This window comes from Ectopseudomonas guguanensis (genome assembly GCF_900104265.1).
GTDB lineage: Bacteria > Pseudomonadota > Gammaproteobacteria > Pseudomonadales > Pseudomonadaceae > Aquipseudomonas > Aquipseudomonas guguanensis.
Genome location: NZ_FNJJ01000005.1, coordinates 290,871 through 315,557 on the forward strand (window position 1 = coordinate 290,871; position 24,687 = coordinate 315,557).

The window sequence follows — 24,687 nt, forward strand, 5'->3', positions numbered from 1 at the left end:
CAAACCTGTGGCACTGACCATTCTCGGCCTGTCCGGCGCCCTCAGTCACGATCCGTCCGCCGCGCTGTACATCGACGGCAAGCTGATCGCGGCAGTGGAAGAGGAGCGCTTCGTGCGCGACAAGCACGCGAAGAACCGCATGCCCTACGAATCGGCCAAGTTCTGCCTGGAACAAGCCGGGATCAAACCGTCGGACGTCGACGTGGTGGCGATTCCCTTCGCCCCCATCAGCATCTTCGAAAAGGCCCGCTGGCAGTACGCCAAGCGCTATGCCTACGCGCCGGATCGCGCCCTCGATGCGATCCTGTTCGGCAACCGCCGTTACAAGCGCTACAAGAAGCGTATCGAGTGGTGCCTGGTACAGCTGGGCTTCGACCTGAAGAAGGTCAAGATCGAGCCGGTCGAGCACCACCTGGCCCACGCCTCCAGCGCCTACCATTGCTCGGGCTTCAAGGAGAAGACCGCGATCCTCGGCATCGACGGCAAGGGCGAGTACGCCACCACCTTCTTCGGCTGGGGCGAGAACGGCAAGATCCACAAGATCAAGGAATTCTACGATCCGGATTCGCTCGGCGGCCTGTACGGCGCGATCACCGAGTACCTGGGCTTCGAGATGCTCGATGGCGAGTTCAAGGTCATGGGCATGGCGCCCTATGGGGACGCCGCCAAGTACGATTTCTCGCGTCTGGCCAAGTTCGAGAACGGCGAGCTGATCATCAATACCGAGTACGCCAACGTCATCGGTTTCCGTCGCTACAAGGAGAACGGCAAGGGCTACTACTTCTCGCCCAAGCTGATCGAATGGCTGGGCCCGAAGCGCCAGGGCGACATCGCCGACGATCCCTACATCCATTACGCGGCCAGCATGCAGGCGCTGTTCGAGAAGCTGGCGCTGCAGATGATGGAGTACTACCTCGGCGACATCCTCAAGGAAACCGGCAAGATCGCCTTCGCTGGCGGCTGCGCGCTGAACGTCAAGCTGAACCAGAAGATCATCGCCCGCGACGACGTCAAGGAGCTGTTCGTGCAGCCGGCCTCCGGCGATGCCGGCACCGCCGTCGGCGCCGCCGCCTATGTCTCGCACCAGCGCGGCGTACCGGTGGAGAAGATGGAGCACGTCTACCTCGGCCCCTCGTACAGCAACGAGGAAGTCATCGCCGCCTGCGCCAAGCACCCGAACAAGCCGGTGTTCAAGCGCATCGACAATACCCCCGAGCGCATCGCCAAAATCATGGTCGACGGCAACCCGGTGGCCTGGTTCCAGGGCCGCATGGAGTTCGGCCCGCGCGCCCTCGGCGGCCGTTCCATCATCGGCTGCCCGAGCGTGCCGGGCGTGGCCGACCGCATCAACGAGCAGATCAAGTTCCGCGAGCGCTGGAGACCCTTCTGCCCGTCGATGCTCGACACCGTGGCGCCGAAGATGCTCAAGGTGGATCACCCGAGCCCCTTCATGACCTTCACCTTCGAGGTGAACGAGGAGTGGAAGGAGCGCGTCGGCGAAGTGGTGCACGAGGACGGCACCTCGCGCGCCCAGGTGCTGGAGCGCCAGTACAACCCGCGCTGGTACGACCTGATGCTGGAGCTGGAGAAGCTCACCGGCAACGGCGTGTCGCTGAACACCTCGCTCAACCGCCGCGGCGAACCGATGATCTGCTCGCCGACCGATGCGCTGAACATGTTCTACGGCTCCGACCTGCAGTACCTGATCATGGAAGACATTCTCGTGGTCAAGGATGGCAAGGACTGGTATGACCACGTCTGAGCAGACTCCTGGCCAAGGTGAACGCTGGGTTCTGCAGTTCTGCCACGGCTATGACGGCCCCTTTCTGGATTGCGCGCGGCAATACGCCGTGCTGTTTCAGGGCACGCCCTACAAGGTCTGCACGGTTTACCTGACCGGCAAGCCGAGTGCCGAGGTCGAGCGCGGCTCGGCCTCGGACGAGGTCATTTTCCTCGACTACTCCAGCGCCCAGGTGCGCGGCCTCAAGCTGGCGGCGATCCGCGATTTCCGGCGGATCGCTGCTTCGCGCGACTTCGCCCTGTGCATCGCCCACCGCTTCAAGCCGATCTACGTCGCGCTGCTCGGCAGCAGCCTGCCGGTGATCGGCGTGCATCACGCCTTCGGTGACTACAAGCGTCGTTCCCGACAGCTGTTCGCCAACTTCTTTCGCAAGCGCCTGGCGCTGCTCGGTGTGTCCAACGCTGTACGTGACGACATGCGCGCCTGCCTGCCCGGCTGGCCGGCCGAGCGTATCGAGACGCTGTACAACCGTATCGATGTCGAGGCCATACAGGCCGAGCAGGTATCCCGTGAGGTTGCGCGCGAGCAGCTGGGCTTGCCGCCGGATGCCTGGGTAGTCGGCAACGTCGGTCGTCTGCACCCGGACAAGGACCAGGCCACGCTGATCCGCGGCTTCGCTCTGGCGTTGCCGCAACTGCCGGCAGGCAGTCTGCTCGCGATCATGGGCAGCGGCCGCCTGGAGGTGCAGCTCAAGGCACTGGCGGTGGAGCTGGGCGTCAGCGAGGCGGTGCGTTTTCTCGGCCAGGTGCCGAATGGTCGTCGTTATTTCAAGGCGTTCGACCTGTTCGTGCTGACCTCCGACCATGAGCCGTTCGGCATGGTGCTGCTGGAAGCGATGGCAGCCGGGCTGCCGGTGCTGGCGACCGATTGTGGCGGTGCTCCCGAGGTGGTTGGCGAGCCGCAAGCGCTGTTTGCACTGGGTGACCATGCAATGTTGGCATCTCGCCTGTCGGCTCTACCGACCACCGAGCGCAAAGGTGCCGAGCACGCGGTGAAGGACTGTTTCACGGACGCAGGTGCCCATGCTCGTTTCTGGTCGCTGGGCCTGATGCCGTCGAGGAAGTCATGATGCCTGAGCGCGTATCCAGGCAACTGGTCTATCTGGTTTACGGCGGCAAGCCGGAATATCACCAGGAGGCCAAGTACAGCATCCTCTCGGCCCTGTACCATGCGCAGGGCGCCTGCCCCCGAATTCTGCTCTACACCGACCAGCCTGGGCAGTTCCAGGGTTGGCCGGTCGATCTGATTGCGCTCGATGCCGATACCTTGAAGGCCTGGACAGGCCCGGCGAGCTATCTGCATCGCCGCAAGGCTGCTGCCATCCGCGATGCATTGCAGTATGCCGAGCAAAGCATCTTCATCGATACGGATACCTTCTTTCTGGACTCGCCGGTGAGGCTCTTCGAGCGACTGGCAAAAGCGCCCTGGCTCGTCGATGAAGTCGAGGGTGTCTGGAAAGAATACAAGGGTGAGGTTCTGCATGATGTTCTGGCGCCCTATTTGGCAGAGCACCATGGCGTCGACCAGCAGATGTTGCTGATCAACTCCGGGGTCCTGGGTTTCCAGACCGATGCCTCGGGTTTGATGGATGAAACGCTGGCCCTGATCGACGTGATGCATCCGATGGTTCCCGAGATCCATATCATCGAGCAGTTCGCCGTTGGCGTCGCGGCCAGGCATCTGGGACGGCCTGCCGAGTCTCGCGGGGTGATCAAGCATTACTTCTCGGGCAAGAACTATTGGCGTCACCTGGTCGCTGCGTTCTTCCAGCGCCATGGCGAGGCGTTCTCGGCACATGCCATAGAGGCGGTGCGTGAGGTGCCCACCACCAAGCCCAGGCCCGCCTGGTGGCACCGTCTGAACTTTCGTTTGCGCAGTCTGTTCCTGTCTTCGCGCTCCCGCTCCCATGCCAAGCTGGCTTACTACGCTGCGGTGATGCAGGCCGATCCCTATGCGCAGGCCTGCGGCCGTGGCTATGCGGAGGAGCTGCGGCGCAAGGCCATTCCTGCAGGCCAAAGCCTGGGTATGCAGACGTGGAGCAAGGTATTGAGCCGGTCGCAGAAGGAGCATCTGGCCAGGCTGCTGGGCGAGAGCGTTTCAGGGAGTTCTCGTGATCTTTCCTAGTCGTGTTTTCGAGGTGTTGCGGTGAACGTGCTTTTTCTGGTTCAGGCCGAGCAGCGAGCGATATTGGACCGGCTGTATGACGGCATTGCCGAGGCGTGCGACAGCTGTGACATACGCTGGCTGAGCAGTGACGAGCAGGCCAATCTGAAGCGTTACTTCCGCGAACACGTCGATGTGGCGAAGTACGACCGCATCCTGTTCTTCCTGCGCTTCAAGAAGGAAATGCGCCAATGGCGGTTCATTCGTACGCTGCCGAATCTGGTGATCCTCGAGCACGACGCCTATCAGAACTACATCCCCTGCAAGTACACGGGCAAGTTCAGCGCCCACTATCGCCGCATGCCCTGGGTACGCGTCATCAGTTCCGGTGCTGGTGTCAGCCAGCGCCTGCGTGAAGAGGGCTTCGATGCCTGCTTCGTCCCCAAGGGCTATGACCAGACCTTGCTGACCTGCTCGGATCGCGAGCGAGACATCGAGCTGGCGTTCGTCGGTAGCACCAAGAGCGTCGCCTATAGTGGTCGCAAGGCGCTGCTGGATGAATTGGGGCGCCACGAGAACCTGCTCGTCACCAAGACCAAATCGGGTGAGGAATACTGCGAGACCCTCAATCGCATCCGATTCTTCGTCAGTGCGGATGTGGGCATGGGCGAGTACATGATCAAGAACTTCGAGGCGATGGCCTGTGGTTGTGTGCTGCTTGCCTACGACCATGGCGAGGTGGAGAACTCGGCGCTGGGCTTCGTCGACATGGAGAATCTGGTTCTGTACCGAACGGTGGCTCAGCTGAGAGAAAAGCTGGCGGTGCTGAGGGCCGATCCCGAGCGGGCTCTGCGTATTGCCCAGGCCGGGCGCCGCCTGGCCGAGGAGCAATATGGCTTCGATCGGATCGGGCACAAGATCGTCGAGGCGATGCGGCCAGCACTTCGCGTACCTGAGCGGCGCGCAGGCTGGCTGGCATGGTTGGGCCTTTGAATAGCAATGCCGATGGCATTGTCCTTGCGCTTTCCACCGGGCGAATGATGGGCGGTGGGGCGGTCTTTTCGAGAAGAATCCGAGGGAAAGCAATTGAGTGAATTAGCGGCAGTCGGCAACAGTGCAGAGCAGGGTTCGCCGCTCGTTTCGGTGATCATCGCCTCGTACAACCATGCTGACTACATCGAGGCCAGCATCAGAAGCGTGATGGGACAGACCTACACCAACTTCGAGCTGTTGGTCATCGACGATGGGTCCAAGGATGACAGTGTCGAGCGAATCTCGCGCCTGCAAGTTGAGTATGGCTTCGATTTCCAGGTGCAGCAGAACTGTGGGCTGAGCCGAACCCTGAATAGTGCCATTGCAAGAAGCCGTGGAAGCCTCATCGTCCCCTTTGGTTCTGACGACATCATGCGGCCCCAGCGCCTGGCCGTGCAGGTGGCGTATCTGCAGGACAAGCCGGAAGTCGGTATTTGCTCGGCCAATATCGACATGATCGACGCGAAGGGTGACTTGTTACCGGAGAAAGAGCAGAAACAGCGTCATCTGCCGTTCCGACGCCTGGATTTCGACGACCTTTTCCTCGATCGCAAGCCCGGCCCACAAGCGGCCACGCTGATGTTCAGGCGCGAGGCGCTGGAAGCGGTTGGCGGCTTCAATCCCGAAATTCGTCTGGAAGACGTTTACATTTGTCTGAGCATCCTCAAGGCGGGCTATTTCATCGATATCCTGCCCGAGGTGCTGGCGGATTATCGCAAGCATGAGCACAACACCTACAAGCACTTGCGCTTCATGGTGGAAAACATGCTGAAGACCTATGCGCTGTTTGCAGATCATCCCGCCTATGTGCGCGTGCGGTTGAAGTACATCACTTCCATGTTTCTCAAGTCCTCCAGCCGTGACAAGACGCTGGCGCGTGAACTACTGAGCGAATTGCCGCTGCGCAGCTGGAACGCGAAAGTCATTCGCGGTATCTGGCGTATGTGGTTCTCGTGAACTTGACGTCTTAAGCCGGTTGGGCTGATTGAATATAAGTATGCTGCGTGATCGACTGTTTAAGGGCTATGTATCCAGTTGGATGCCGGTTGCCCTGTTCCTGCTGTTGACGGGGATGTTCTGGATCGGCGATCGCTCGCTCTATCACAAGCTCTACTACATCATGGGCGCTGTACCGACGCTCATCGTTGTTTGCCTGTGCTGGCGACGTTTTTCCTTTTTGCGGGAAGAGCCGCTTTTCCTGCTGTTCATCGTTTTTTCGTTTTACGTGATGCTATCGCTGGCCTGGTCACCCGGAGCAGCCGATTATTCGAAGCTAAAGCACCCGCTCTACATCGGTATGTTGATCGTGGCCGTGGCCGCTGTGGGGGAGCACGATATGCGCCGCCTCGTGCAGGCCCTTGGGTTGGCGGGCGGTGTGGCGGCATTGGCCGCGCTGGCGAGCAGTGTTGCCCATGTCGCAGCAGGGCAGCAGGCTCGCTTCGAAGGCTTCGGCGCCTTGTACAACCCGTTGCTCACATCGCACGTCTATGGATTCTTCGCCGCTCTCTGGCTCGGAGCGCTTCTGAGTTCTTCGCGGCTGCGGCCGCTGAAACTCATGATGCTCGTTATCCTGGTGTTCCTGCTGTTCCAGACGGGGTCTCGTACACCCTTCCTGGCTCTGGGCTTCTGCTTCGTCTGGCTCTTGGTTCTGGTTGCCGATCGCCGCATCGTCTGGCTTGCAACGGCTCTGGGGATAATCGCTGCGGCGGGCCTATGGCTTTTTGGTGCGAATTTAGTTGAGAGAGGGCTCTCCTATCGGCCATTCATCTGGGTCGAGACGTGGCGCCAGATCATGCCGGCATTGTGGTTCGGGCATGGCTACGACGCGGACATCGATATCGTGTTGACGGATGTAAATGTCCTGCTCGCTGATCCGCATAACCTGACCCTTGCGGTGGTTTATCAGACCGGCCTGATTGGCGGCGCGCTGTGGCTGGCGATCTATGCCTATGGTTTTTTCGGCGCATGGCGCTTGCGCAGCTCCGGCCTGGTGCTCATCAGTTCCACGCTTCTGGTGTATGGCTTCATGGCGGGCATGACCGAGGGAGGCTCGTTCATGTCCAGGCCCAAGGAGCACTGGTTCCTCGTCTGGATTCCCATAGCCATTCACCTCGCGGTGTTGCGCAAGATCAAAAGATCACGGGCGCCTGGTGCACCCATCTCGGCTGCTGCCTAACGCGCGAGCACCCTTGTGCAGAGTTTCTCGAACGGGAACTCTGCCATGAGGTCGTTGTGTTTGAGATAGCGTTCGAAATGAGCCAGGTTTCGGCTGGCCTTGTTGCGTGACAGCGCACGCGACTGGAAGGTCAGATCAGCTATGTCGATGAGCCCCAACTGCTCATCCTCCGTCAGCACGATGTTGCCCAGGTGCATCGAGCGGAAGTAGATGCCTTTGCGGTGCAGGGTCCTGAACAGTGCCACCAGTTGTTCGAGCAGTGCGTCCGACAACTGACGATCTCGCTCGTAGACTGACTTGAGTGTGGTGCCGGCCAGTGCCTGATAGCGGACGGCCGTCCATCCTGCCTTTGGCAGCTTGAACAGCTGCAACGGGGTGATCGTGGGGATACCCAATTCTTTGAGCCGCACCGCATTGCGCCAGAAACGTACCGAGTAGGGCGTGAGCAATGCCGAGGAGAGCAGGCGCTTACGCCTGAACAACTTCAGGTAGTCGCCATTCTCGAATTGGTAGACCTTGGGCCCGTAGCTGTCTTCCTCGATGCTACGGGCATTGGCTACCAATTGGTCAAAAGCGGCCGGCGACAGGGTTTGGGCGATGGGTGTGATCATATCGGGCGGTAGGGGATTTCGACTGTTGCACGCGGTGGCCCCTCAGAGGGTGTCGCCTTCGGCACGCAGCGTGCCAAGGTGTCGAGCGAGGTCCTGATGGAACGAGCCTGCGAGGGTACGCAAAACCGGATGGTTCAGCCACAGGTTTAACGTATCCATGTTGAGCCGCGCCACCATCCTGCGCTCGGCGTTCTCCAGCGCCTTTTCCCACCACACCGTGGCACACGCACGGTCGAACTCGTTCGAGTAGCGGTAGCAGCCATAGAGCGATTCGCGTGTGAACTGACGCTGCTCCCTGGGTACCGCGAGCGTTGCGATCTTTTGCAGGGTCCGCAAGGGCTGAGGTGGGCGAGGCAAGTGGACGCTGACATTGCGCAGATCACGGAGCGCCAACTCGCTCGTGGGGGTCTCGCGATGCTTGTGGTGCCACGCCAGGACCTTGGCCCTGAAATGGGCCTTGCGGCTCCAGTAATGATGCAGAAGGTCCGGGCATTCCCGTAGTGCGAGTCGCTTGTGGGCTGCCAGGGCGAGACATATCTCTTCGAAGGTATAAACGCCCGTCGCCGCGGAATGATACTCGTCCATGAAGGTGATGGAGCGTTCCAGGAGGCTGCTGTCAGCCGCATGCAGGCCAATGACCCCCGAGTTTGTCTGGCGCATCGACGAATCCAGCAGGCCGCTGCTTTCAAGTGCCGCCAGGAATGTCGCGCAGTGACCGACGTCGACGAATCTCGAGCCTATGGCGTTGCACAGCAGATGACCTGGCTGAATGCGCCCGAACAGCTTTGCTGGTGACTCGTGAAAGAAGGTATCGGTGTCCACCAGGGCCGCGACTTCATGTTCACGCAGCACTTCTTGCAGGGCTGCATGCTTGATGCGGAAGTGGTAACCGTGCGGTCCCCGCCATTGCGGCGAGATCTCACGGGTCGTTACCGGCAAGCCTGCATAGAGAGCCGGAGCATCGGTAAACACCTGTATATCCCAGTCGCGCTGCGTGCATCGTGCGAGCGCCGAGGCAATGCTGAAGATTGCTTCGAACTGATAGATCTCAGCCCCAAAGGCCAGGTAGACGAGTTGTGGGCGCTTATTCATGTGTTTCGTGATCAGTTCGCAGTGGGGCGGATTTCAAGTGCAGGGCGTCGATTCCCGTGAGCCTGGGAGCAGTAGCGCCGTGGGTGGCGTGCCTGATCATCATTGGCAGGGGGATCTTACACGCGAGTGATGTCATTCGGTTACTCCCGCAGGTACTTATGTCCGATCTGGCCTGAATGAGAAACTTCAGGGTGCGCCGTGGATCATTACGCCTGAGGGGCTGTTACAATCCGCCCCTTGCTAATCCTGCCAGTGCGTGAGGCGAGCCGAATGGCCAATTCCAACCAGCAATCCAGCATGAAGGTGTATCTGCGGTTGCTGCGCTATGTGGTCCCCTACTGGGGGCTTTTCACCGTCAGTATCTTCGGCTTCCTGATCTTCGCCTCCACCCAGCCGATGCTGGGCTACATCCTCAAGTACTTCGTCGACGGCCTGTCCAATCCCGATGCCAGCCTGTTCGCAGGCGTGCCCTGGCTGCTCGAGCATGCGCCCTGGCTGGCCCATCTCAAGCTGCTGCAGGCCGTGCCGTTGCTGATCGTGCTGATCGCCCTGTGGCAGGGCGTCGGCTCGTTCCTGGGCAACTACTACCTGGCCAAGGTCTCCATGGGGCTGGTGCAGGACCTGCGCGTGGCGCTGTTCAACAACCTGCTGACCTTGCCCAATCGCTACTTCGACAACCACAACTCCGGTCACCTGATCTCGCGCATCACCTACAACGTGACCATGGTCACTGGCGCGGCCACCGATGCGATCAAGGTGGTGGTGCGCGAAGGTATGACGGTGGTGTTCCTGTTCGCCACCCTGCTGTGGATGAACTGGCGGCTGACCCTGGTGATGGTGGCGATCCTGCCGGTCATCGGCCTGATGGTCACCAGCACCAGCAAGAAATTCCGCAAGCAGAGCAAGAAGATCCAGACCAGCATGGGTGACGTCACCCATGTCACCTCGGAGAGCATTCAGGGCTACCGCGTGGTGCGCAGCTTCGGCGGCGAGGACTACGAGAAGCAGCGCTTCCTGGAGGCCAGCGAGGAGAACAAGAACAAGCAGCTGAAGATGGTGCGCACCGGTGCGGTGTACACCCCGTCGCTGCAGCTGGTGATCTACAGCGCCATGGCGGTGCTGATGTTCCTGGTTCTGCTGTTGCGTGGCGATGCCTCGGCCGGTGATTTGGTGGCCTATATCACCCTGGCCGGCCTGCTGCCCAAGCCGATTCGCCAGCTCTCGGAAGTCAGCTCGACCATCCAGAAGGGTGTGGCCGGCGCCGAGAGCATCTTCGAACAGCTGGACGAAGCCCCGGAGGTCGATCACGGTACTCAGGAGCGTGAGCGCATCAGCGGCCGGCTCGAGGTGCGTGATCTGAGCTTCAGCTATCCGGGTTCGGAAAAGCCGGTGCTGAACAACATCTCCTTCGTCGCCGAACCCGGGCAGATGGTGGCGCTGGTCGGTCGCTCCGGCAGCGGCAAGTCGACCCTGGCCAACCTGATTCCGCGTTTCTATCACCATGAGCAGGGACAGATCCTGCTCGATGGGCTGGATGTCGAGGACTATCGCCTGCGCAACCTGCGCCGCCATATCGCCCTGGTGACTCAGCACGTCACCCTGTTCAACGACACCGTACGCAACAACATCGCCTATGGCGATCTGGCTGGTGCGCCGCTGGAAGCGGTGCAGCAGGCGGCGAGCGATGCCTATGCCGCCGAGTTCATCGAGAAGATGCCGCAGGGCTATGACACCCTGGTCGGCGAGAATGGCGTGCTGCTTTCCGGCGGTCAGCGTCAGCGCCTGGCCATTGCCCGCGCGCTGCTCAAGGATGCGCCGCTGTTGATCCTCGACGAGGCCACCTCGGCGCTGGACACAGAGTCCGAGCGGCATATCCAGGCCGCGCTGGATCAGGTGATGCAGGGGCGCACCACCCTGGTCATCGCGCATCGCCTGACCACCATCGAGAAGGCCGATCTGATTCTGGTGATGGATCAGGGGCAGATCGTCGAGCGCGGCAGTCATGCCGAGTTGCTGGCGCAGAACGGTTATTACGCCCGCCTGCATGCCAAGCAGTTCGAGGAAGGTGGCGAGTCCATCGTGGTCGAGCAGAACGCCTGATGCTGAACCGTCTGCAATTCTGGCGTGAGCGTGGCTGGACGCCGATTTCCGCCAGTGACTACGCCGAGGCCTGGGCGCGCTTCGGCGGCAGTGTCGCGACTCATCCCGAGGTGGTGGCGCGGCTGGCCGAGCTGGCTGGCATTTCGGTGCGCTATCTGGGCTGGTTCGTCGATGGCCAGCTACGGGCTGCGATCCCGACCTGGGGGCGCTACTTGGCCCTGTCCAAGGATGTGCTCAAACAACAGGGCCGGCGCGGCCTGTTCGACCTGGGCAATGCCGAGATCATCCTGCCCCTGGCCGCCGATGCGCGCGTGCCGCTGCGCCATCGCGCCCGTTACCTGTCCGAGCTCAATGCAGCCCAGGTAATCGGCATCAGTGAGCAGCCCGAGGGGCTGGCGCTGGCTCGCGAACCTGAGCAGTACAGCAAGAAGTTCCGCTACAACCAGCGCCGCGAGCAACGCCTGCTGGAAGACGCGGGTGGCGTGATCCGGCCGATGCTGGAGCTGACGCCCGAGGAGCAGGCGCGCATCTATGCCGATCTGTTCCTGCGCCGCTGGGGCTTCGAGGCCACGGGCAAGGCCCACCTGGCCGAGGTGTTCGGCTTGTTGCGCGACTTCATGACCGGCTCGCTGATCTACCTGAACGACGAACCCGTGGCGATCCAGGTGCTATACAGGGTCGAGGCGCCGCAGTGGATCAGCCTGGAGTACATCAACGGCGGGGTCGACCCGCAGCAGCGTGAGTTCAGCCCCGGTAGCGTGCTCAGCTTCGTCAATACACAGAACGAGTGGGCGCATGCACGGGCCCTGGGCAAGCCGCTGCGCTACTCCTTCGGCCGTGCCGACCGCGAGTACAAGGATCGCTGGTGCAACCGGGTGCCGGTCTATCAGGTGTGAAGCCATGAACGGACGCAAGCAACAACTGCTCAAGCGCCACCGGCGCAACAAGCGCATTGCCCTGCTGATGGCGCTGCTGGCGCTGGTGCTGCTGGGGGTATTGGTCGCCTGGTGGTTGCCGCCGCTGCTCCTGGCGCTGGGCTGGGTCGCGCATGAGGCCTGGTTCGCCGATCACCTGTTCTATTCGCCGCGCGACGACTACCGCTACGACTTCCCGGCGGACTGCCTGAGTGTGCCGGTGCGGCTGGAGCAGGGCGTGCTGCGTGTCGAGGCCGATCTGGCCGGTCATGACACCCTGATTCTCGAACTGCGGCTCAAGGCCACCTGGCTCGGGCGCTGGCTCGACCCCCATGTGCTGCTGGGTAGTGATCGTCAGGACTTCGAACGCGGCGTGGCTGGGCGACGTTACCTCAATCTCTCCGGGCAACAGGTCGATGGCCTGGCCATCGCACCGCGTTTCTGCCGCATCGAGGGTGAGCTGCGCCTGCATGCCATGCGCAACCCGGACTTCGCGGCGCAGCGCATGCTGATCATCGCACCGCATGCCGATGACGCCGAGCTGGCTGCCTTCGGTCAGTACAGTCGCTCGCCCGGGGCGGCCATCGTCACCCTGACCCAGGGCGAGATCGAAGCCGAGCATTACCAGCGACTGGGGCTGGACAAGGCCGCCGCTGCGCGTCTCAAGGGCCGCCTGCGCGCCTGGGACAGCCTGGCCGCGCCGCTCTGGGGCGGTGTGCCGCAGATGCGCTGCGTGCAGCTTGGCTACTACTGCCTGCAATTGCCGGCCATGGCCGAGCAGCCCGACAAACCCTTCGGCTCGCGCGAGTCCGGCGAGAGCGATATCCGCAGCGTGCGTGCTCATAACCCCCTGCGCTTGCCCGCTGATGCCGATGGTCAGCCGACCTGGCACAACCTGGTCGCCGATCTGGCTGCCGTGATCGATCACTATCGCCCCGAGGTGCTGCTTACCCCGCACCCTGAGCTGGACCCGCATCATGATCATGTCGCCAGCACCCGCGCCGTGCTCGAAGCCTGCGAACGCAGCAGCTGGCGGCCGCAAACCCTGTTGCTCTACGCCAACCACCTGCATGATAACGACCGCTGGCCGATGGGGCCGGCAGGCAATGGCATTGCCCTGCCTCCGGCTATCGCTGCACTGCCGGCCGATCGCCTGTGGAGTCCGTCGCTCGGCGCCGAGCGGCAACTCGACAAGGCCATGGCGCTTGGCCTGCAGCATGATCTGCAAGGCCCGCTGCCGCTGAAAAGGCGCCTGCGCCGGTTGATCCAGCGAGTACTGGTCGGGCGGCGCTGGCCTGCCACGGGCGAGGACGAATTTTTCCGCAAGGCGGTGCGCCGGCACGAGTTGTTCTGGGTGCGCTCGCGCTGAGCCTTGCCAATCCCTCATGTTATGATTTTTTCTGTTTTTCTCCCCTTCTGGAGCCACCATGAAACTGACCATGCCCCGCTATGACCAAGCCGCCGTACTGGTGGTGGGCGATGTGATGCTCGATCGCTACTGGCATGGCGGCACCTCGCGGATTTCCCCGGAAGCCCCGGTGCCCGTGGTGCGTGTCGACCAGATCGAGGACCGCCCAGGCGGCGCTGCCAACGTGGCGTTGAATATCGCGGCGCTCGGTGCGCGCGCCCTGCTGGTTGGTGTAACCGGTGAAGACGAAGCCGCCGAAAGTCTGAGCGACAGCCTCGGTGGTGCCGGTGTGGAAACCCACTTCCAGCGCCTCGACGACCAGCCGACCATCGTCAAGCTGCGCGTCATGAGCCGTCACCAGCAGCTGCTGCGCATGGATTTCGAAGAGCCTTTCAATACCGACACCGCCGCTTTGGCGCGCGATGTCGACGCACTGCTCGCCGGGGTCAAGGTGCTGGTGCTCTCGGACTACGGCAAGGGCGCACTGCAAAATCATCAGGCGCTGATCCAGGCTGCGCGCAAGAAGAACATTCCGGTGCTGGCCGACCCCAAGGGCAAGGACTTCTCCATCTACCGTGGCGCCAGCCTGATCACGCCGAATCTGCACGAGTTCGAAACCATCGTCGGTGGCTGTGCCGATGAGGCCGAGTTGGTCAGCAAGGGCGCCAGGCTGATGCGTGAACTGGAGCTGGGTGCGCTGCTGGTCACTCGTGGCGAGCACGGCATGACCCTGCTGCGCCCCGAACATGCGCCGCTGCATCTGCCGGCCCGGGCCCGCGAAGTGTTCGACGTCACCGGCGCCGGTGATACGGTGATCTCCACCCTGGCCGCCTCCATCGCGGCTGGCGAAGAGCTGCCAAATGCCGTGGCATTGGCCAACCTGGCTGCCGGCATCGTCGTCGGCAAGCTGGGCACGGCTGCCATCAGTGCACCGGAGTTGCGCCGCGCGGTGCAGCGCGAGGAAGGCTCCGAGCGCGGCGTGCTGAGCCTGGACCAGCTGTTGATCGCCATCGAGGATGCACGCGCCCATGGCGAGAAGATCGTCTTCACCAACGGCTGCTTCGACATCCTCCACGCCGGTCACGTGACCTATCTGGAACAGGCGCGTGCCCAGGGCGACCGTCTGATCGTGGCGATCAACGATGACGCCTCGGTCAGCCGCCTGAAGGGGCCGGGCCGGCCGATCAATGCCGTCGATCGTCGCATGGCGGTGCTCGCCGGTCTCGGTGCGGTGGACTGGGTGGTGAGCTTCGGCGAGGACACTCCCGAGCGCCTGCTCAAGCAGGTGCAGCCGGATGTGCTGGTCAAGGGCGGCGACTATGGCATCGACCAGGTGGTCGGCGCCGATATCGTTCAGGCTTATGGCGGCGAAGTGCGCGTTCTCGGTCTGGTGGAGAACAGCTCCACCACCGCCATCGTCGAGAAGATCCAGGGTAGGAGCGGCTTTAGCCGCGAATAGGCGCGGGGCCAGCGCCCCACCCGCGGCCCTGGCCGCTGGCCCGCCGTACCCAGGCGCTTGACCAGTCTGCCAGCTGCATCTGGCTGACTGGTCATAGGCACTCGCCAGCCCTGAGCTCATCATCAATGGCATCCCTCAGGTGGAGTGAGATGCCATGACCGTCGATGTACAGGGCCAGGCCCTGAGCGTGCTGAGCAAGCTGGCCCAGGCCGACTGGCCGGATCGGCTCAAGGTGCGCAAATCCTTCGAGAAACTCGTCTACAGCGGCAGCCGTGCCAGCTTCCGCTTCGCCGCCGGTCGCGCGGCCGGCAAGCCGCGAGATGCTCGGTCTGCGCCTGACGATCTGTTCGATCTGTCGCTATCCGACGAACAGCAGATGCTGGTGGACATGCTCCAGGGCTTCGCGCTGGAGGTGCTGCGCCCTGCTGCGCACGAGGCCGATGCCCAGGCGAGCGTGCCGGCTGCGCTGATCGATCAGGCGCGTGAGCTGGGCCTGGCGCACTATGGCGTCAGCGAGGCCCAGGGTGGGCTGGCCAGTGAGCGCACGGTGCTCAGCAATGCGCTGATCGCCGAGAGTCTGGCACAAGGCGACTTTTCCCTGGCCGCGGCCTTGCTGGTGCCGCTGTCTGCCGCCAATTGCCTTCGTCGCTGGGGCAGTTCGGCGCAGCAGGCCGCCTGGTTGCCGGCATTCGTCAGCGAAGACGGGGCGCCACCCTTCGCGCTGGCGGTGAGCGAGCCTGGTGTGCTGAACGATCCGGCCCGGCCCGCCACGCGGGCGCGCAAACGCGGCAAACACTATCTGCTCGATGGCGAAAAGGCGCTGGTGATCGCCGGTCTGGATGCCAGTCGCCTGATCGTCAGCGCCCAGGCCAGTGATGGCCCGGCATTGTTCGTTGTCGATGCGGCGAGCAAGGGTATCAGTCGTCGTGCCGAACCAGGCATGGGGCTCAAGGCGTGCGGCCTGGCACGTATTCAGCTGAAAGGCGTCAAGGTGCCGGTCGATTGCCGACTTGCCGGCGAGGGTTTCGACTTCCCGGCCTTTCTCGATTACTCGGCATTGGCGTTTTGCGCCCTTGCCGTGGGCACGGCGCAGGCTGCATTGGATTATGTGACGACCTACTGCAACGAGCGCCAGGCGTTCGGCGAGCCGATCAGCCATCGCCAGGGCGTGGCCTTCATGGTGGCCGACATCGCCATCGAGCTCGACGCCATGCGCCTGCTGACCTGGCGCGCCTGCGCCCGCGCCGAGGCAGGACTGCCATTTCGCCGCGAGGCCTATCTGGCGCGCCTGCTCTGCGCCGAGAAGGCGATGAAGATCGGCTCCGACGCGGTGCAACTGCTCGGTGGTCATGGTTTTACCCAGGAGCATCCGGTCGAGCGCTGGTATCGCGATCTGCGCAGCGTGGCCGTACTGGCTGGCGGCCTCCATCTCTGAACAGGCGGGTAATCATGAATCTGGAAACTCCGAAAAAATTCCGCGGCCTGCAGCACCAGGCCGGGCAGGTGGCCAAACACTACTTTCGGCCGATTTCGCGCAAGTACGACAAGGCCGAGCACGCCTATCCGAAGGAGCTGGACTTGCTCGCCGCACTGCTCGATGGCATGAACGAAGGTTCGCCCGATGCCGTAGGTGCCGGTTCGGCGAGCAAGCGCGGCGCCGCTCGTGAGCAGCAGGAGGGCATCAAGAATGGCGGCAACATGGCAGCACTGCTCGGGGTGATGGAGTTGTGCTGGGGCGATGTCGGCCTGCTGCTGGCCATGCCGCGTCAGGGGCTGGGCAACGCGGCCATCGCGGCGGTAGCCAATGACGAGCAACTGGCCCGCTTTGGCAAGACCTGGGCGGCCATGGCCATTACCGAGCCGGGCTGCGGCTCGGATTCGGCGGCGATCCGCACCACGGCGGTGAAGGACGGCGATCACTACGTGATCAATGGCGAGAAGATCTACGTCACCTCGGGTGAGCGCGCCGATGCCGTGGTGGTCTGGGCCAGCCTCGACCGCAGCCTTGGGCGCGCGGCGATCAAGTCCTTCGTGGTGGAGAAGGGCACGCCGGGCATGACGGTCACCCGCCTGGAGAAGAAGCTGGGCATCAAGGCGTCGGACACGGCGTCGATCAGCTTCAGCGACTGCCGGGTACCGGCGGCCAACCTCCTGGGCAACGCCGAAATCGACGTGCAGAAGGGCTTTGCCGGGGTCATGGAGACTTTCGACAACACCCGCCCGCTGGTCGCCGGCATGGCGGTCGGTGTGGCGCGCGCAGCGCTGGAGCGTACCCGTGAGCTGCTGAGCAAGGCCGGTTGTCGCTTCGACTACGCCAGGCCGCTGCTCAGTGTCAGCCATGCCGAGGCCACCCTGTATCGCCTGGAGGCGGAATGGGAGGCCGCGCGCCTGCTGACGCTGAAGGCGGCATGGATGGCCGACAACAAGCTGCCCAATTCCAAGGAGGCGTCCATCGCCAAGGCCAAGGCCGGACGTGTGGCCAGCGAGGTGACGCTCAAGTGTGTGGAGCTGGCTGGCGCTCTGGGTTACGGCGAAGACGAACTGTTGGAGAAGTGGGCGCGCGACTCGAAGATTCTCGACATCTTCGAAGGTACCCAGCAGATCCAGCTGCTGATCGTCGCCCGGCGGCTGCTGGGCAAGAGTTCCAGCGAACTCAAGTAGAGCCTACACCGCGACCGGAAAACAAAAGCCCGCATCGGCGGGCTTTTGTCTAGAAGCGGAAGACTTCCGTGTCGATCTTGATCGGTTCTGCCACCGGAATCTTCGGTCCCGCGGTGGCGGGCTCCTGCGGCTTGGCTTTGGCCACCGGAGGCTTCTTGCGCGGCGGCTCGGGTGTGGGCTCGTCTGCGGCGGCTACCGGTTGAATGGCCACTGCCAGCTCGGCGGCCAGGCGCTGCAGCAGGGTGCTCTGCGCCTTGACCTGCTCGGCCAGTGGACCGCCATGCGCTTCTTCCAGGCGGATCAGCCGGCTGTCGCGCAGTTGCCCGCGGCGATCGAGCAGGCGCCATTGCGCTTCCAGTACGGCAGGCTGGGTCGGGCCGGAGTCCAGGCGGGTAATGGTCAGCATGACCTGTGCATCGGCGCTGAAACCGGGTGCGGCAGGCGCCAGCACCAGGCGCTGGCTATCCAGGCGCCAGGCCAGCTGGCGCAGCATCTGCTGGTCGATGTCATTGGCCAGGCCGCTGGCCCAGCGAGCGTTCTGCGCGGCAACGAGGCTGCCGTCGGCCTGGCGTTGCAGCAGGTGCTGCTGGCGCAGGTAGTCGGCCACGCTGATCGGGCCGACCAGCACGGTTACACCGTTATCCCGGGTCGGCGTCACGGCTTCGCCGCTGTCGAGTTGGTATAGAGGCACCGGCTTCTGCTGTTGCAGCAGGCCGCAGCCGCTGAGCATCAGCAGCGCGGTCAGAAGCAGAGCCAGGGGGCGTACTACAGTCATCATCAATTCCAGGCAGCCGCTTGTAGGGCAGCTGCACATCGATCCCATATCATGCGGGGGTCATGGATGACCCAGGGCGCGTATCATCCGTCAAACCGCGCTACGACTCCAGCCCTAGCTGCCTGCCGGTCGCGCGGATATCCCGGAAGAACGGAGCCTGTTGCCGACGCTATTCCACCACAAGCTGATCGACGCGCTGGAAGCCGCGCGGCAGCTTGTTGCCACGGCGGCCGCGCTCGCCCTTGTAGTGCTCGAGGTCGTCGGCTTTGAGCGTCAGGGTACGCTTCCCGGCCTGCAAAACCAAACTGGAGCCGCTGGGCAGCACGGCCAGATCGGTCAGATATTCCTCGCGCGAGGCCACGCGCTCGCCTGGAATACCAATGATCTTGTTGCCCTTGCCTTTGCCCAGTTGCGGCAGATCGGTGACCTTGAACAGCAGCAGGCGGCCTTCGGTCGTCACCGCGGCCAGCCAGTCGTCTTCCAGGTTGGTGACCGGTTTGGGAGCAACCACCTTGGCGCCGTTGGGCAGGCTGAGCAGCGCCTTGCCGGCCTTGTTCTTGGCCTGCAGGTCCTCGCCCTTGACCACGAAGCCGTAGCCGGCGTCGGAGGCGATCACGTACAGCGCGCTGTCTTCCGGCAGCATCACGCATTCGAAGGTCGCGCCCGGCGGCGGCGTCAGGCGGCCGGTCAGCGGTTCGCCCTGGCCGCGCGCCGACGGCAGGCTGTGAGCGGCGAGCGAATAGCTGCGGCCGGTGGAGTCGATAAACACTGCGTACTGGTTCGAGCGTCCGGGCGCGGCGGCCTTGAAGCCGTCGCCGGCCTTGTAGGACAGGCCCGTGGCGTCGATGTCGTGGCCCTTGGCGCAGCGCACCCAGCCCTTTTCCGAAAGCACCACGGTGACCGGCTCGGTCGGCATCAGCTCGGTTTCCGACAGCGCCTTGGCCTCGGCGCGGGCGACGATCGGCGAGCGGCGATCATCGCCGTACTTTTCCGCGTCCTCGAGAATCTCCTTGCGCACCAGCTTCTTCAGCTTGGCTTCGCTGCCGAGCAGGGCCAGCAGTTTCTCGCGTTCCTTGGCCAGCTCGTCCTGCTCGCCGCGGATCTTCATCTCCTCCAGGCGCGCCAGTTGGCGCAGGCGGGTGTCGAGGATGTAGTCGGCCTGCACGTCGGTCAGGCCGAAGGTGTCCATCAGCATCGGCTTGGGTGAATCCTCGGTGCGGATGATGCGGATCACTTCATCCAGGTTGAGGAAGGCGATCAGCAGGCCTTCCAACAGGTGCAGGCGCTTTTCCACCTTGTCCAGGCGGAACTGCAGGCGGCGGCGCACGGTGCCGACGCGGTACACCAGCCACTCGCTGAGCAGGGTGCGCAGATCCTTGACCTGCGGCTTGCCGTCGAGGCCGATGACGTTGGTGTTGACCCGGTAGCTGGACTCCAGATCGGTGGTGGCGAACAGGTGAGTCATCAGTTCGTCGGCATCGACGCGGTTGGAGCGCGGGATGATGACGATGCGGGTCGGGTTCTCGTGGTCCGACTCGTCACGCAGATCGGCGACCATCGGCAGCTTCTTGGCCTGCATCTGCGCGGCGATCTGCTCCAGTACCTTGGCCCCGGAGACCTGGTGCGGCAGGGCGGTGACGATGATGTCGCCGTCCTCGACGCGATAGACGGCGCGCATGCGCACCGAGCCTCGGCCGCTCTCGTAGATCTTCAGCAGGTCGGCCTTGGGCGTGATGACCTCGGCTTCGGTGGGGAAGTCCGGGCCCTGGATATGTTCGCAGAGCTGCTCGACCGTGGCGCCGGGCTCGTCCAGCAGGCGCACGCAGGCAGCCGCCACCTCGCGCAGGTTGTGCGGCGGCACGTCGGTAGCCATGCCGACCGCAATACCTGTCGTGCCGTTGAGCAGCAGGTTGGGCAGGCGCGCCGGCAGGGTCGCCGGCTCGTTCAGGGTGCCGTCGAAGTTCGGTACCCAGTCCACGGTGCCCTGGCCCAGTTCGCTCAGCAGCACCTCGGAATAACGCGACAAACGCGCCTCGGTGTAGCGCATGGCGGCAAAGGACTTGGGATCGTCCGGCGCACCCCAGTTGCCCTGGCCGTCGACCAGGGTGTAGCGATAAGAGAACGGCTGCGCCATCAGCACCATGGCTTCGTAGCAGGCACTGTCGCCGTGCGGGTGGAACTTGCCGAGCACGTCGCCGACGGTACGCGCAGATTTCTTGTGCTTGGCGTCGGCATCCAGGCCCAGCTCGCTCATGGCGTAGACGATACGGCGTTGCACGGGCTTCAGGCCGTCGCCGATATGCGGCAGGGCGCGGTCCATGATCACGTACATCGAGTAGTTGAGATAAGCCTGCTCGGTGAAGTCGGCGAGTGACCGGCGTTCAACGCCTTCCAGGCTCAAATCGAGGGATTCGCTCATGCGGGCCTCATTGCAAGGTTGATTGGCGCAGCACCAGGGTGCCGCCCTTCTGAGAAAATTCGAGTTGTTTCAGGGCGCTCATGCCCAGCAGCACCTCGTCGCCGTCCATGCCGGGGGCGATAAGCGCTGCGACGTCACGCAGCTCGATATCGCCCAGGCGCAGGCTGGCCAGGCGCGTACGGTGTGCCGTGGCGAGGCCGTTGGCGGTGCGGATTTGTACTGGCGCGCCGGCCTGCAGGCCGAGGTCGCGGGCGACCTGGCTGGGAATCGCCACCTGGGTGGCGCCGGTATCGAGCAGAAAGGTGACCTTCTGGCCATCGATCTGCCCGTCGACTACGTAATGGCCCTGGCGGCTGCTGGTCAGGCTCACTTCGACGAAACCGTCGCCATGCACCGACTGCGGCGCCTGGTTCGGGTTGCGCTGGCGATCTTCCCAGCCACCGAAGAAGTGCGTGGCCAGCAGCAGGCCGGCGCCCCAGGCGAGCACCCACATCACCCGTCCGGCGCGACGGCCAGGCGTCTGTTCGCTCACGGACGCCGGCTCCAGCCGCCCTGGGGTGCTTTGAAGCGCCAGACGATGGGGCGCGCTTCGCCATCGGCGCGGGCCTGGCTGCCGTTGTCGACGCCGATCCAGGCGCCGTCGTTGTCGATCCACAGCGCCTCGGCCATGCCGTAGTTCGGCGTGTAGCGGCGCGGTTCGCTCAGGGCCTCGTTGGCGAACGACCAGCAGATCTCCGCGGCGCCGTCGCTCAGGGTGCGGCGGCAGATGCGGTGGGCCTGGCGTTCCAGGCTGAAGAGCTTCTCGCCGAAATAGGCCAGGCCGGAGAAGTCGCGAGGTGCAGAGTGGCCACCCAGGGCTTCTGGCGAGGGTTCATCGCCGCTTTCGCTGGTCAGCACGCAGCCACCGGTGCAGCGCCAGCTGCTGCCGCGCCGGTGCAGCACGGCAAGGCCGCGACGGCTCTGTTCAGCGGCCAGCCACAGGCGCTCGCCGGCCGGATCGATGGCGATGCCCTCGAACCCCTGGTTGAAGTGCAGCAGCATGCCGCTGGCGCGGGCCTGGCGTACCAGGCCGCTGGGCAGGTTGAGCCACTGGGCGTTGCCGTTGCTGCTCACCTGCAGCACGGCGGCTCGGGTTTCGCTGACCAGGTAGCGATTGCCCTGGGCATCGCATGACAGGCCTTCGAAATCCAGCTTGCCACCCCTAACCAGGCCGGCCGCCCAGTTGCGCATGCGCAGGCCCCAGGGCAGGGCGCTCTCGGGTGGTTCCGGGGCGACGAAGGTTTCCGCTTCGGCGCGCAGCAGGTTGTCTTCGCGGTGCAACTGATAGACGCGGTCGTCATCGCGGTCGGAAACCGCCCACAGCGTATCGCCGCACAGCGCCAGGCCGGACAGATTGCCGCTGGGCATGTCCGTCACCGGATACTCGGCCTGCAACTGCAGTTCTTCCAGCACCACTGGCTCGGCATTCGCGACGCCGGCCAACAGACCGAGTGCAAGGAGATGATTACGCATCAGGTCAGTACCTCGGCCAGGTTGCCCTTGGTTTCCAGCCAGTTCTTGCGGTCACCGGCGCGTTTCTTCGCCAGCAGCATGTCCATCACTTCCCGGGTGCCCTCGAAATCGTCCAGGGTCAGTTGCACCAGGCGCCGGGTGTTCGGGTCCATGGTGGTTTCGCGCAGCTGCGGCGGATTCATCTCGCCGAGGCCCTTGAAGCGGGTGACCTGCGGCTTGCCGCGGCGCTTCTCGGCCACCAGGCGGTCGAGGATGCCGTCGCGCTCGGCGTCGTCCAGGGCGTAGAAGATTTCCTTGCCCAGATCGATGCGGTACAGCGGCGGCATGGCCACGTAGACGTGGCCGGCGTCCACCAGCGTGCGGAAGTGACGGACGAACAGGGCACAGAGCAGGGTGGCGATGTGCAGGCCGTCGGAGTCGGCATCGGCGAGGATGCAGATCTTGCCGTAGCGCAGCCCGGAGAGATCGCTCGAGCCGGGGTCGATACCGATGGCCACGGCGATGTCGTGGACTTCCTGGCTGGCCAGCACTTCGCTGCCGTCCACTTCCCAGGTGTTCAGGATCTTGCCGCGCAGCGGCATGATGGCCTGGAATTCCTTGTCGCGCGCCTGCTTGGCGCTGCCGCCGGCCGAGTCGCCCTCGACCAGGAACAGCTCACAGCGCAGCGGATTCTGCCCCGCGCAATCGGCCAGCTTGCCGGGTAGCGCCGGACCCTGGGTGATCTTCTTGCGCTCGACCTTCTTGCCGGCCTTGAGGCGGCGTCCGGCGTTGCTGATGGCCAACTCTGCCAGTTGCAGGCCGGTTTCCGGGTTGGCGTTGAGCCACAGGCTGAAGGCGTCCTTGACCACGCCGGAGACGAAGGCGGCCGCCTCGCGCGAGGACAGGCGCTCCTTGGTCTGGCCGGAGAACTGCGCGTCCTGCATCTTCATCGAAAGGACGAAGGCGATACGCTCCCAGACGTCTTCCGGGGCGAGTTTCACGCCACGCGGCAGCAGGTTGCGGAACTCGCAGAACTCGCGCATGGCATCGAGCAGACCCTGGCGCAGGCCGTTGACGTGGGTGCCGCCCTGCGCGGTGGGGATCAGGTTGACGTAGCTTTCCTGCACCGCATCGCCGCCTTCGGGCAGCCACAGCAGGGCCCAGTCCACCGCCTCCTTGTTGCCGGCCAGGCTGCCGACGAAGGGCTCGGCGGGCAGGCGCTCGAACTCGCTGACGGCATCGACCAGGTAGGAGCGCAGGCCGTCCTCGTAATGCCATTCGACCTTCTCGCCGGCGGCCTTGTCCTCGAAGGTGACGGAGAGGCCCGGGCACAGCACGGCCTTGGCCTTGAGCACGTGCTTGAGGCGGCTGACCGAGAACTTGAAGGAGTCGAAGTACTTGGCGTCGGGCCAGAAGTGCACGCTGGTGCCGGTATTGCGCTTGCCCACTGTGCCGATCACTTCCAGCTCGCTGGCCTTGAAGCCGTCGGCGAAGCTCATCTGGTACTCGTTGCCGTCACGTTTGACGGTGACCACCACGCGGGTCGACAGGGCGTTGACCACGCTGATGCCGACGCCGTGCAGGCCGCCGGAGAACTGGTAGTTCTTGTTGCTGAACTTGCCGCCGGCATGCAGCTTGGTGAGGATCAGCTCGACGCCCGGCACGCCTTCCTCCGGATGGATGTCCACCGGCATGCCGCGCCCGTCGTCGATCACTTCCAGCGAGTTGTCCTCGTGGAGGATTACCTGGATGGTCTTGGCGTGTCCTGCCAGGGCTTCGTCGACGCTGTTGTCGATGACTTCCTGAGCCAGGTGGTTGGGGCGGGTGGTGTCGGTGTACATGCCCGGGCGCTTGCGCACCGGGTCGAGGCCGGAAAGGACTTCAATGGCATCGGCGTTGTAGGCGTTCTGCTGGGCCATGGGCTCTCTTGTTCGTCAATTGAATACGGAAAAATCGATATCGCGCCAGAGTGTGGCGTTAATGCCGGCAAAAGCGAAGAGCATCGGCAGGCGTTCGGCGAAGCCCTGGAAGCCATGGTCGCCGCCTGCCTGGATGCGCAGCGCACAGCCGCGGTAGTAGCGCTCGGCGTCGCGGTAGTCGAGGGTTTCGTCTCTGGTCTGCAGCCACACCTGATAACGGGTCGGGCCGCTCGGTGGCGGGACTTCGAGTGCGGCCAGGGCGTGGATATGGTCCTCGGTGAGGTCCCAGGTCTCGTCGCTGTAATAGTTCTTCTGCGGGCCCAGGTAGCCCTCGAAACGCAGGTGCGGCTGCACGGCAGGGTTGATCAGCAGCGCCTTGAGCCCGTGCTGTTCGGCCAGGTAGGTGGCGTAGTAGCCGCCGAGTGAGCTGCCCACCAGCACCGGCGCGCCAAGCTCGGCGATCAATGTCTGCAACTGGGCGATGGCCTGACGTGGGTGATGATGCAGGGCCGGCACGCGCAGCTGTTTATCCAGGCCGAGGTGGGCCATGGCGCGGCTCAGCTGGCTGGCCTTGTGCGAGGCCGGCGAGCTGTTAAGGCCGTGTATATAGAGGATGGATGCGGTCATGGTGCGGGAGGCTACTACAAAAAGCGGCGGTAGGCTTCAGGCGGCAGGCTACAGGCAAGAGCAAAGCGGTTTTCCTGCGGCTTGAGGCCTGCAGCTTGC

General features: G+C 63.7%; 20 protein-coding genes. 12 read left to right on the top strand and 8 right to left on the bottom strand.

Annotation, left to right across the window (positions count from 1 at the left end; translation table 11 throughout):
• Positions 1-7: 7 nt before the first annotated feature.
• From BLS61_RS09985 to BLS61_RS10010, 6 genes are all read left to right on the top strand, one after another.
• Complete coding sequence (locus BLS61_RS09985) at positions 8-1,762, top strand: carbamoyltransferase family protein (RefSeq protein WP_090430353.1); 1,755 nt, start codon at positions 8-10, stop codon at positions 1,760-1,762.
• Positions 1,749-2,870 (top strand): glycosyltransferase, encoded by a 1,122-nt coding sequence (locus tag BLS61_RS09990; protein WP_090430355.1) that lies wholly within the window; start codon positions 1,749-1,751, stop codon positions 2,868-2,870. Before BLS61_RS09985 ends, BLS61_RS09990 begins: the two co-directional genes overlap by 14 nt.
• The gene (locus tag BLS61_RS09995; RefSeq protein WP_139205546.1) at positions 2,867-3,925 is read left to right on the top strand and encodes a hypothetical protein; all 1,059 of its coding nucleotides are present in this window, start codon (positions 2,867-2,869) and stop codon (positions 3,923-3,925) included. Before BLS61_RS09990 ends, BLS61_RS09995 begins: the two co-directional genes overlap by 4 nt.
• Before the next feature lie 21 nt (positions 3,926-3,946).
• Positions 3,947-4,897 carry a glycosyltransferase family protein gene (locus BLS61_RS10000; RefSeq protein ID WP_090430359.1) on the top strand — a complete coding sequence of 317 codons (951 nt, stop codon included), beginning with the start codon at positions 3,947-3,949 and terminating at the stop codon, positions 4,895-4,897.
• A 93-nt stretch (positions 4,898-4,990) separates the two neighbouring features.
• Positions 4,991-5,893 carry a glycosyltransferase family 2 protein gene (locus tag BLS61_RS10005; protein ID WP_090430362.1) on the top strand — a complete coding sequence of 301 codons (903 nt, stop codon included), beginning with the start codon at positions 4,991-4,993 and terminating at the stop codon, positions 5,891-5,893.
• A gap of 40 nt (positions 5,894-5,933) precedes the next feature.
• The gene (locus tag BLS61_RS10010; RefSeq protein WP_090430363.1) at positions 5,934-7,112 is read left to right on the top strand and encodes an O-antigen ligase family protein; all 1,179 of its coding nucleotides are present in this window, start codon (positions 5,934-5,936) and stop codon (positions 7,110-7,112) included.
• Here BLS61_RS10010 and BLS61_RS10015 read toward each other — a convergent pair.
• Both BLS61_RS10015 and BLS61_RS10020 read right to left on the bottom strand, forming a co-directional pair.
• Positions 7,109-7,723, bottom strand: a complete 615-nt coding sequence (locus tag BLS61_RS10015; protein WP_090430365.1) for a lipopolysaccharide kinase InaA family protein — start codon at positions 7,721-7,723, stop codon at positions 7,109-7,111. The two genes, BLS61_RS10010 and BLS61_RS10015, sit on opposite strands and share 4 nt — an antisense overlap.
• 42 nt (positions 7,724-7,765) lie before the next feature.
• Entirely contained in the window at positions 7,766-8,830 is a 1,065-nt protein-coding gene (locus tag BLS61_RS10020) for a hypothetical protein (RefSeq protein ID WP_394328140.1), read from the bottom strand.
• Between the two features lie 255 nt (positions 8,831-9,085).
• Between BLS61_RS10020 and msbA the strand changes: the two genes are divergently transcribed.
• The 6 genes from msbA (at position 9,086) to BLS61_RS10050 (ending at position 17,357) form a co-directional block, all read left to right on the top strand.
• Positions 9,086-10,915, top strand: a complete 1,830-nt coding sequence (msbA, locus tag BLS61_RS10025; protein WP_090430368.1) for a lipid A export permease/ATP-binding protein MsbA — start codon at positions 9,086-9,088, stop codon at positions 10,913-10,915.
• Positions 10,915-11,811, top strand: coding sequence for a GNAT family N-acetyltransferase (locus tag BLS61_RS10030; RefSeq protein ID WP_090430370.1), 897 nt, complete (start codon positions 10,915-10,917; stop codon positions 11,809-11,811). The genes msbA and BLS61_RS10030 overlap by 1 nt, the downstream gene beginning before the upstream one ends.
• 4 nt (positions 11,812-11,815) lie before the next feature.
• Positions 11,816-13,198 carry a PIG-L deacetylase family protein gene (locus tag BLS61_RS10035; RefSeq protein WP_090430372.1) on the top strand — a complete coding sequence of 461 codons (1,383 nt, stop codon included), beginning with the start codon at positions 11,816-11,818 and terminating at the stop codon, positions 13,196-13,198.
• A 58-nt stretch (positions 13,199-13,256) separates the two neighbouring features.
• Positions 13,257-14,696 carry a bifunctional D-glycero-beta-D-manno-heptose-7-phosphate kinase/D-glycero-beta-D-manno-heptose 1-phosphate adenylyltransferase HldE gene (gene hldE, locus BLS61_RS10040; RefSeq protein ID WP_090430374.1) on the top strand — a complete coding sequence of 480 codons (1,440 nt, stop codon included), beginning with the start codon at positions 13,257-13,259 and terminating at the stop codon, positions 14,694-14,696.
• A 154-nt stretch (positions 14,697-14,850) separates the two neighbouring features.
• Positions 14,851-16,131 carry an acyl-CoA dehydrogenase family protein gene (locus BLS61_RS10045; RefSeq protein WP_090430376.1) on the top strand — a complete coding sequence of 427 codons (1,281 nt, stop codon included), beginning with the start codon at positions 14,851-14,853 and terminating at the stop codon, positions 16,129-16,131.
• Positions 16,132-16,145: 14 nt separating this feature from the next.
• Positions 16,146-17,357, top strand: a complete 1,212-nt coding sequence (locus BLS61_RS10050; protein WP_090430378.1) for an acyl-CoA dehydrogenase family protein — start codon at positions 16,146-16,148, stop codon at positions 17,355-17,357.
• 49 nt (positions 17,358-17,406) lie between these two features.
• Here the strand turns inward: BLS61_RS10050 and BLS61_RS10055 are convergent, their stop codons facing one another.
• From BLS61_RS10055 to BLS61_RS10080, 6 genes are all read right to left on the bottom strand, one after another.
• Positions 17,407-18,135 carry a PqiC family protein gene (locus BLS61_RS10055; protein ID WP_090430380.1) on the bottom strand — a complete coding sequence of 243 codons (729 nt, stop codon included), beginning with the start codon at positions 18,133-18,135 and terminating at the stop codon, positions 17,407-17,409.
• 166 nt (positions 18,136-18,301) lie between these two features.
• Complete coding sequence (gene parC, locus BLS61_RS10060; RefSeq protein ID WP_090430382.1) at positions 18,302-20,551, bottom strand: DNA topoisomerase IV subunit A; 2,250 nt, start codon at positions 20,549-20,551, stop codon at positions 18,302-18,304.
• 7 nt (positions 20,552-20,558) lie between these two features.
• On the bottom strand, positions 20,559-21,083 hold the full coding sequence (locus BLS61_RS10065) for a retropepsin-like aspartic protease family protein (RefSeq protein ID WP_090430384.1): 525 nt from the start codon (positions 21,081-21,083) through the stop codon (positions 20,559-20,561).
• On the bottom strand, positions 21,080-22,063 hold the full coding sequence (locus tag BLS61_RS10070; RefSeq protein WP_090430386.1) for an esterase-like activity of phytase family protein: 984 nt from the start codon (positions 22,061-22,063) through the stop codon (positions 21,080-21,082). The genes BLS61_RS10065 and BLS61_RS10070 overlap by 4 nt, the downstream gene beginning before the upstream one ends.
• Positions 22,063-23,961, bottom strand: coding sequence for a DNA topoisomerase IV subunit B (parE, locus tag BLS61_RS10075; RefSeq protein WP_090430388.1), 1,899 nt, complete (start codon positions 23,959-23,961; stop codon positions 22,063-22,065). Before parE ends, BLS61_RS10070 begins: the two co-directional genes overlap by 1 nt.
• Before the next feature lie 15 nt (positions 23,962-23,976).
• Positions 23,977-24,588, bottom strand: coding sequence for a YqiA/YcfP family alpha/beta fold hydrolase (locus BLS61_RS10080; protein ID WP_090430390.1), 612 nt, complete (start codon positions 24,586-24,588; stop codon positions 23,977-23,979).
• Positions 24,589-24,687 lie beyond the last annotated feature (99 nt).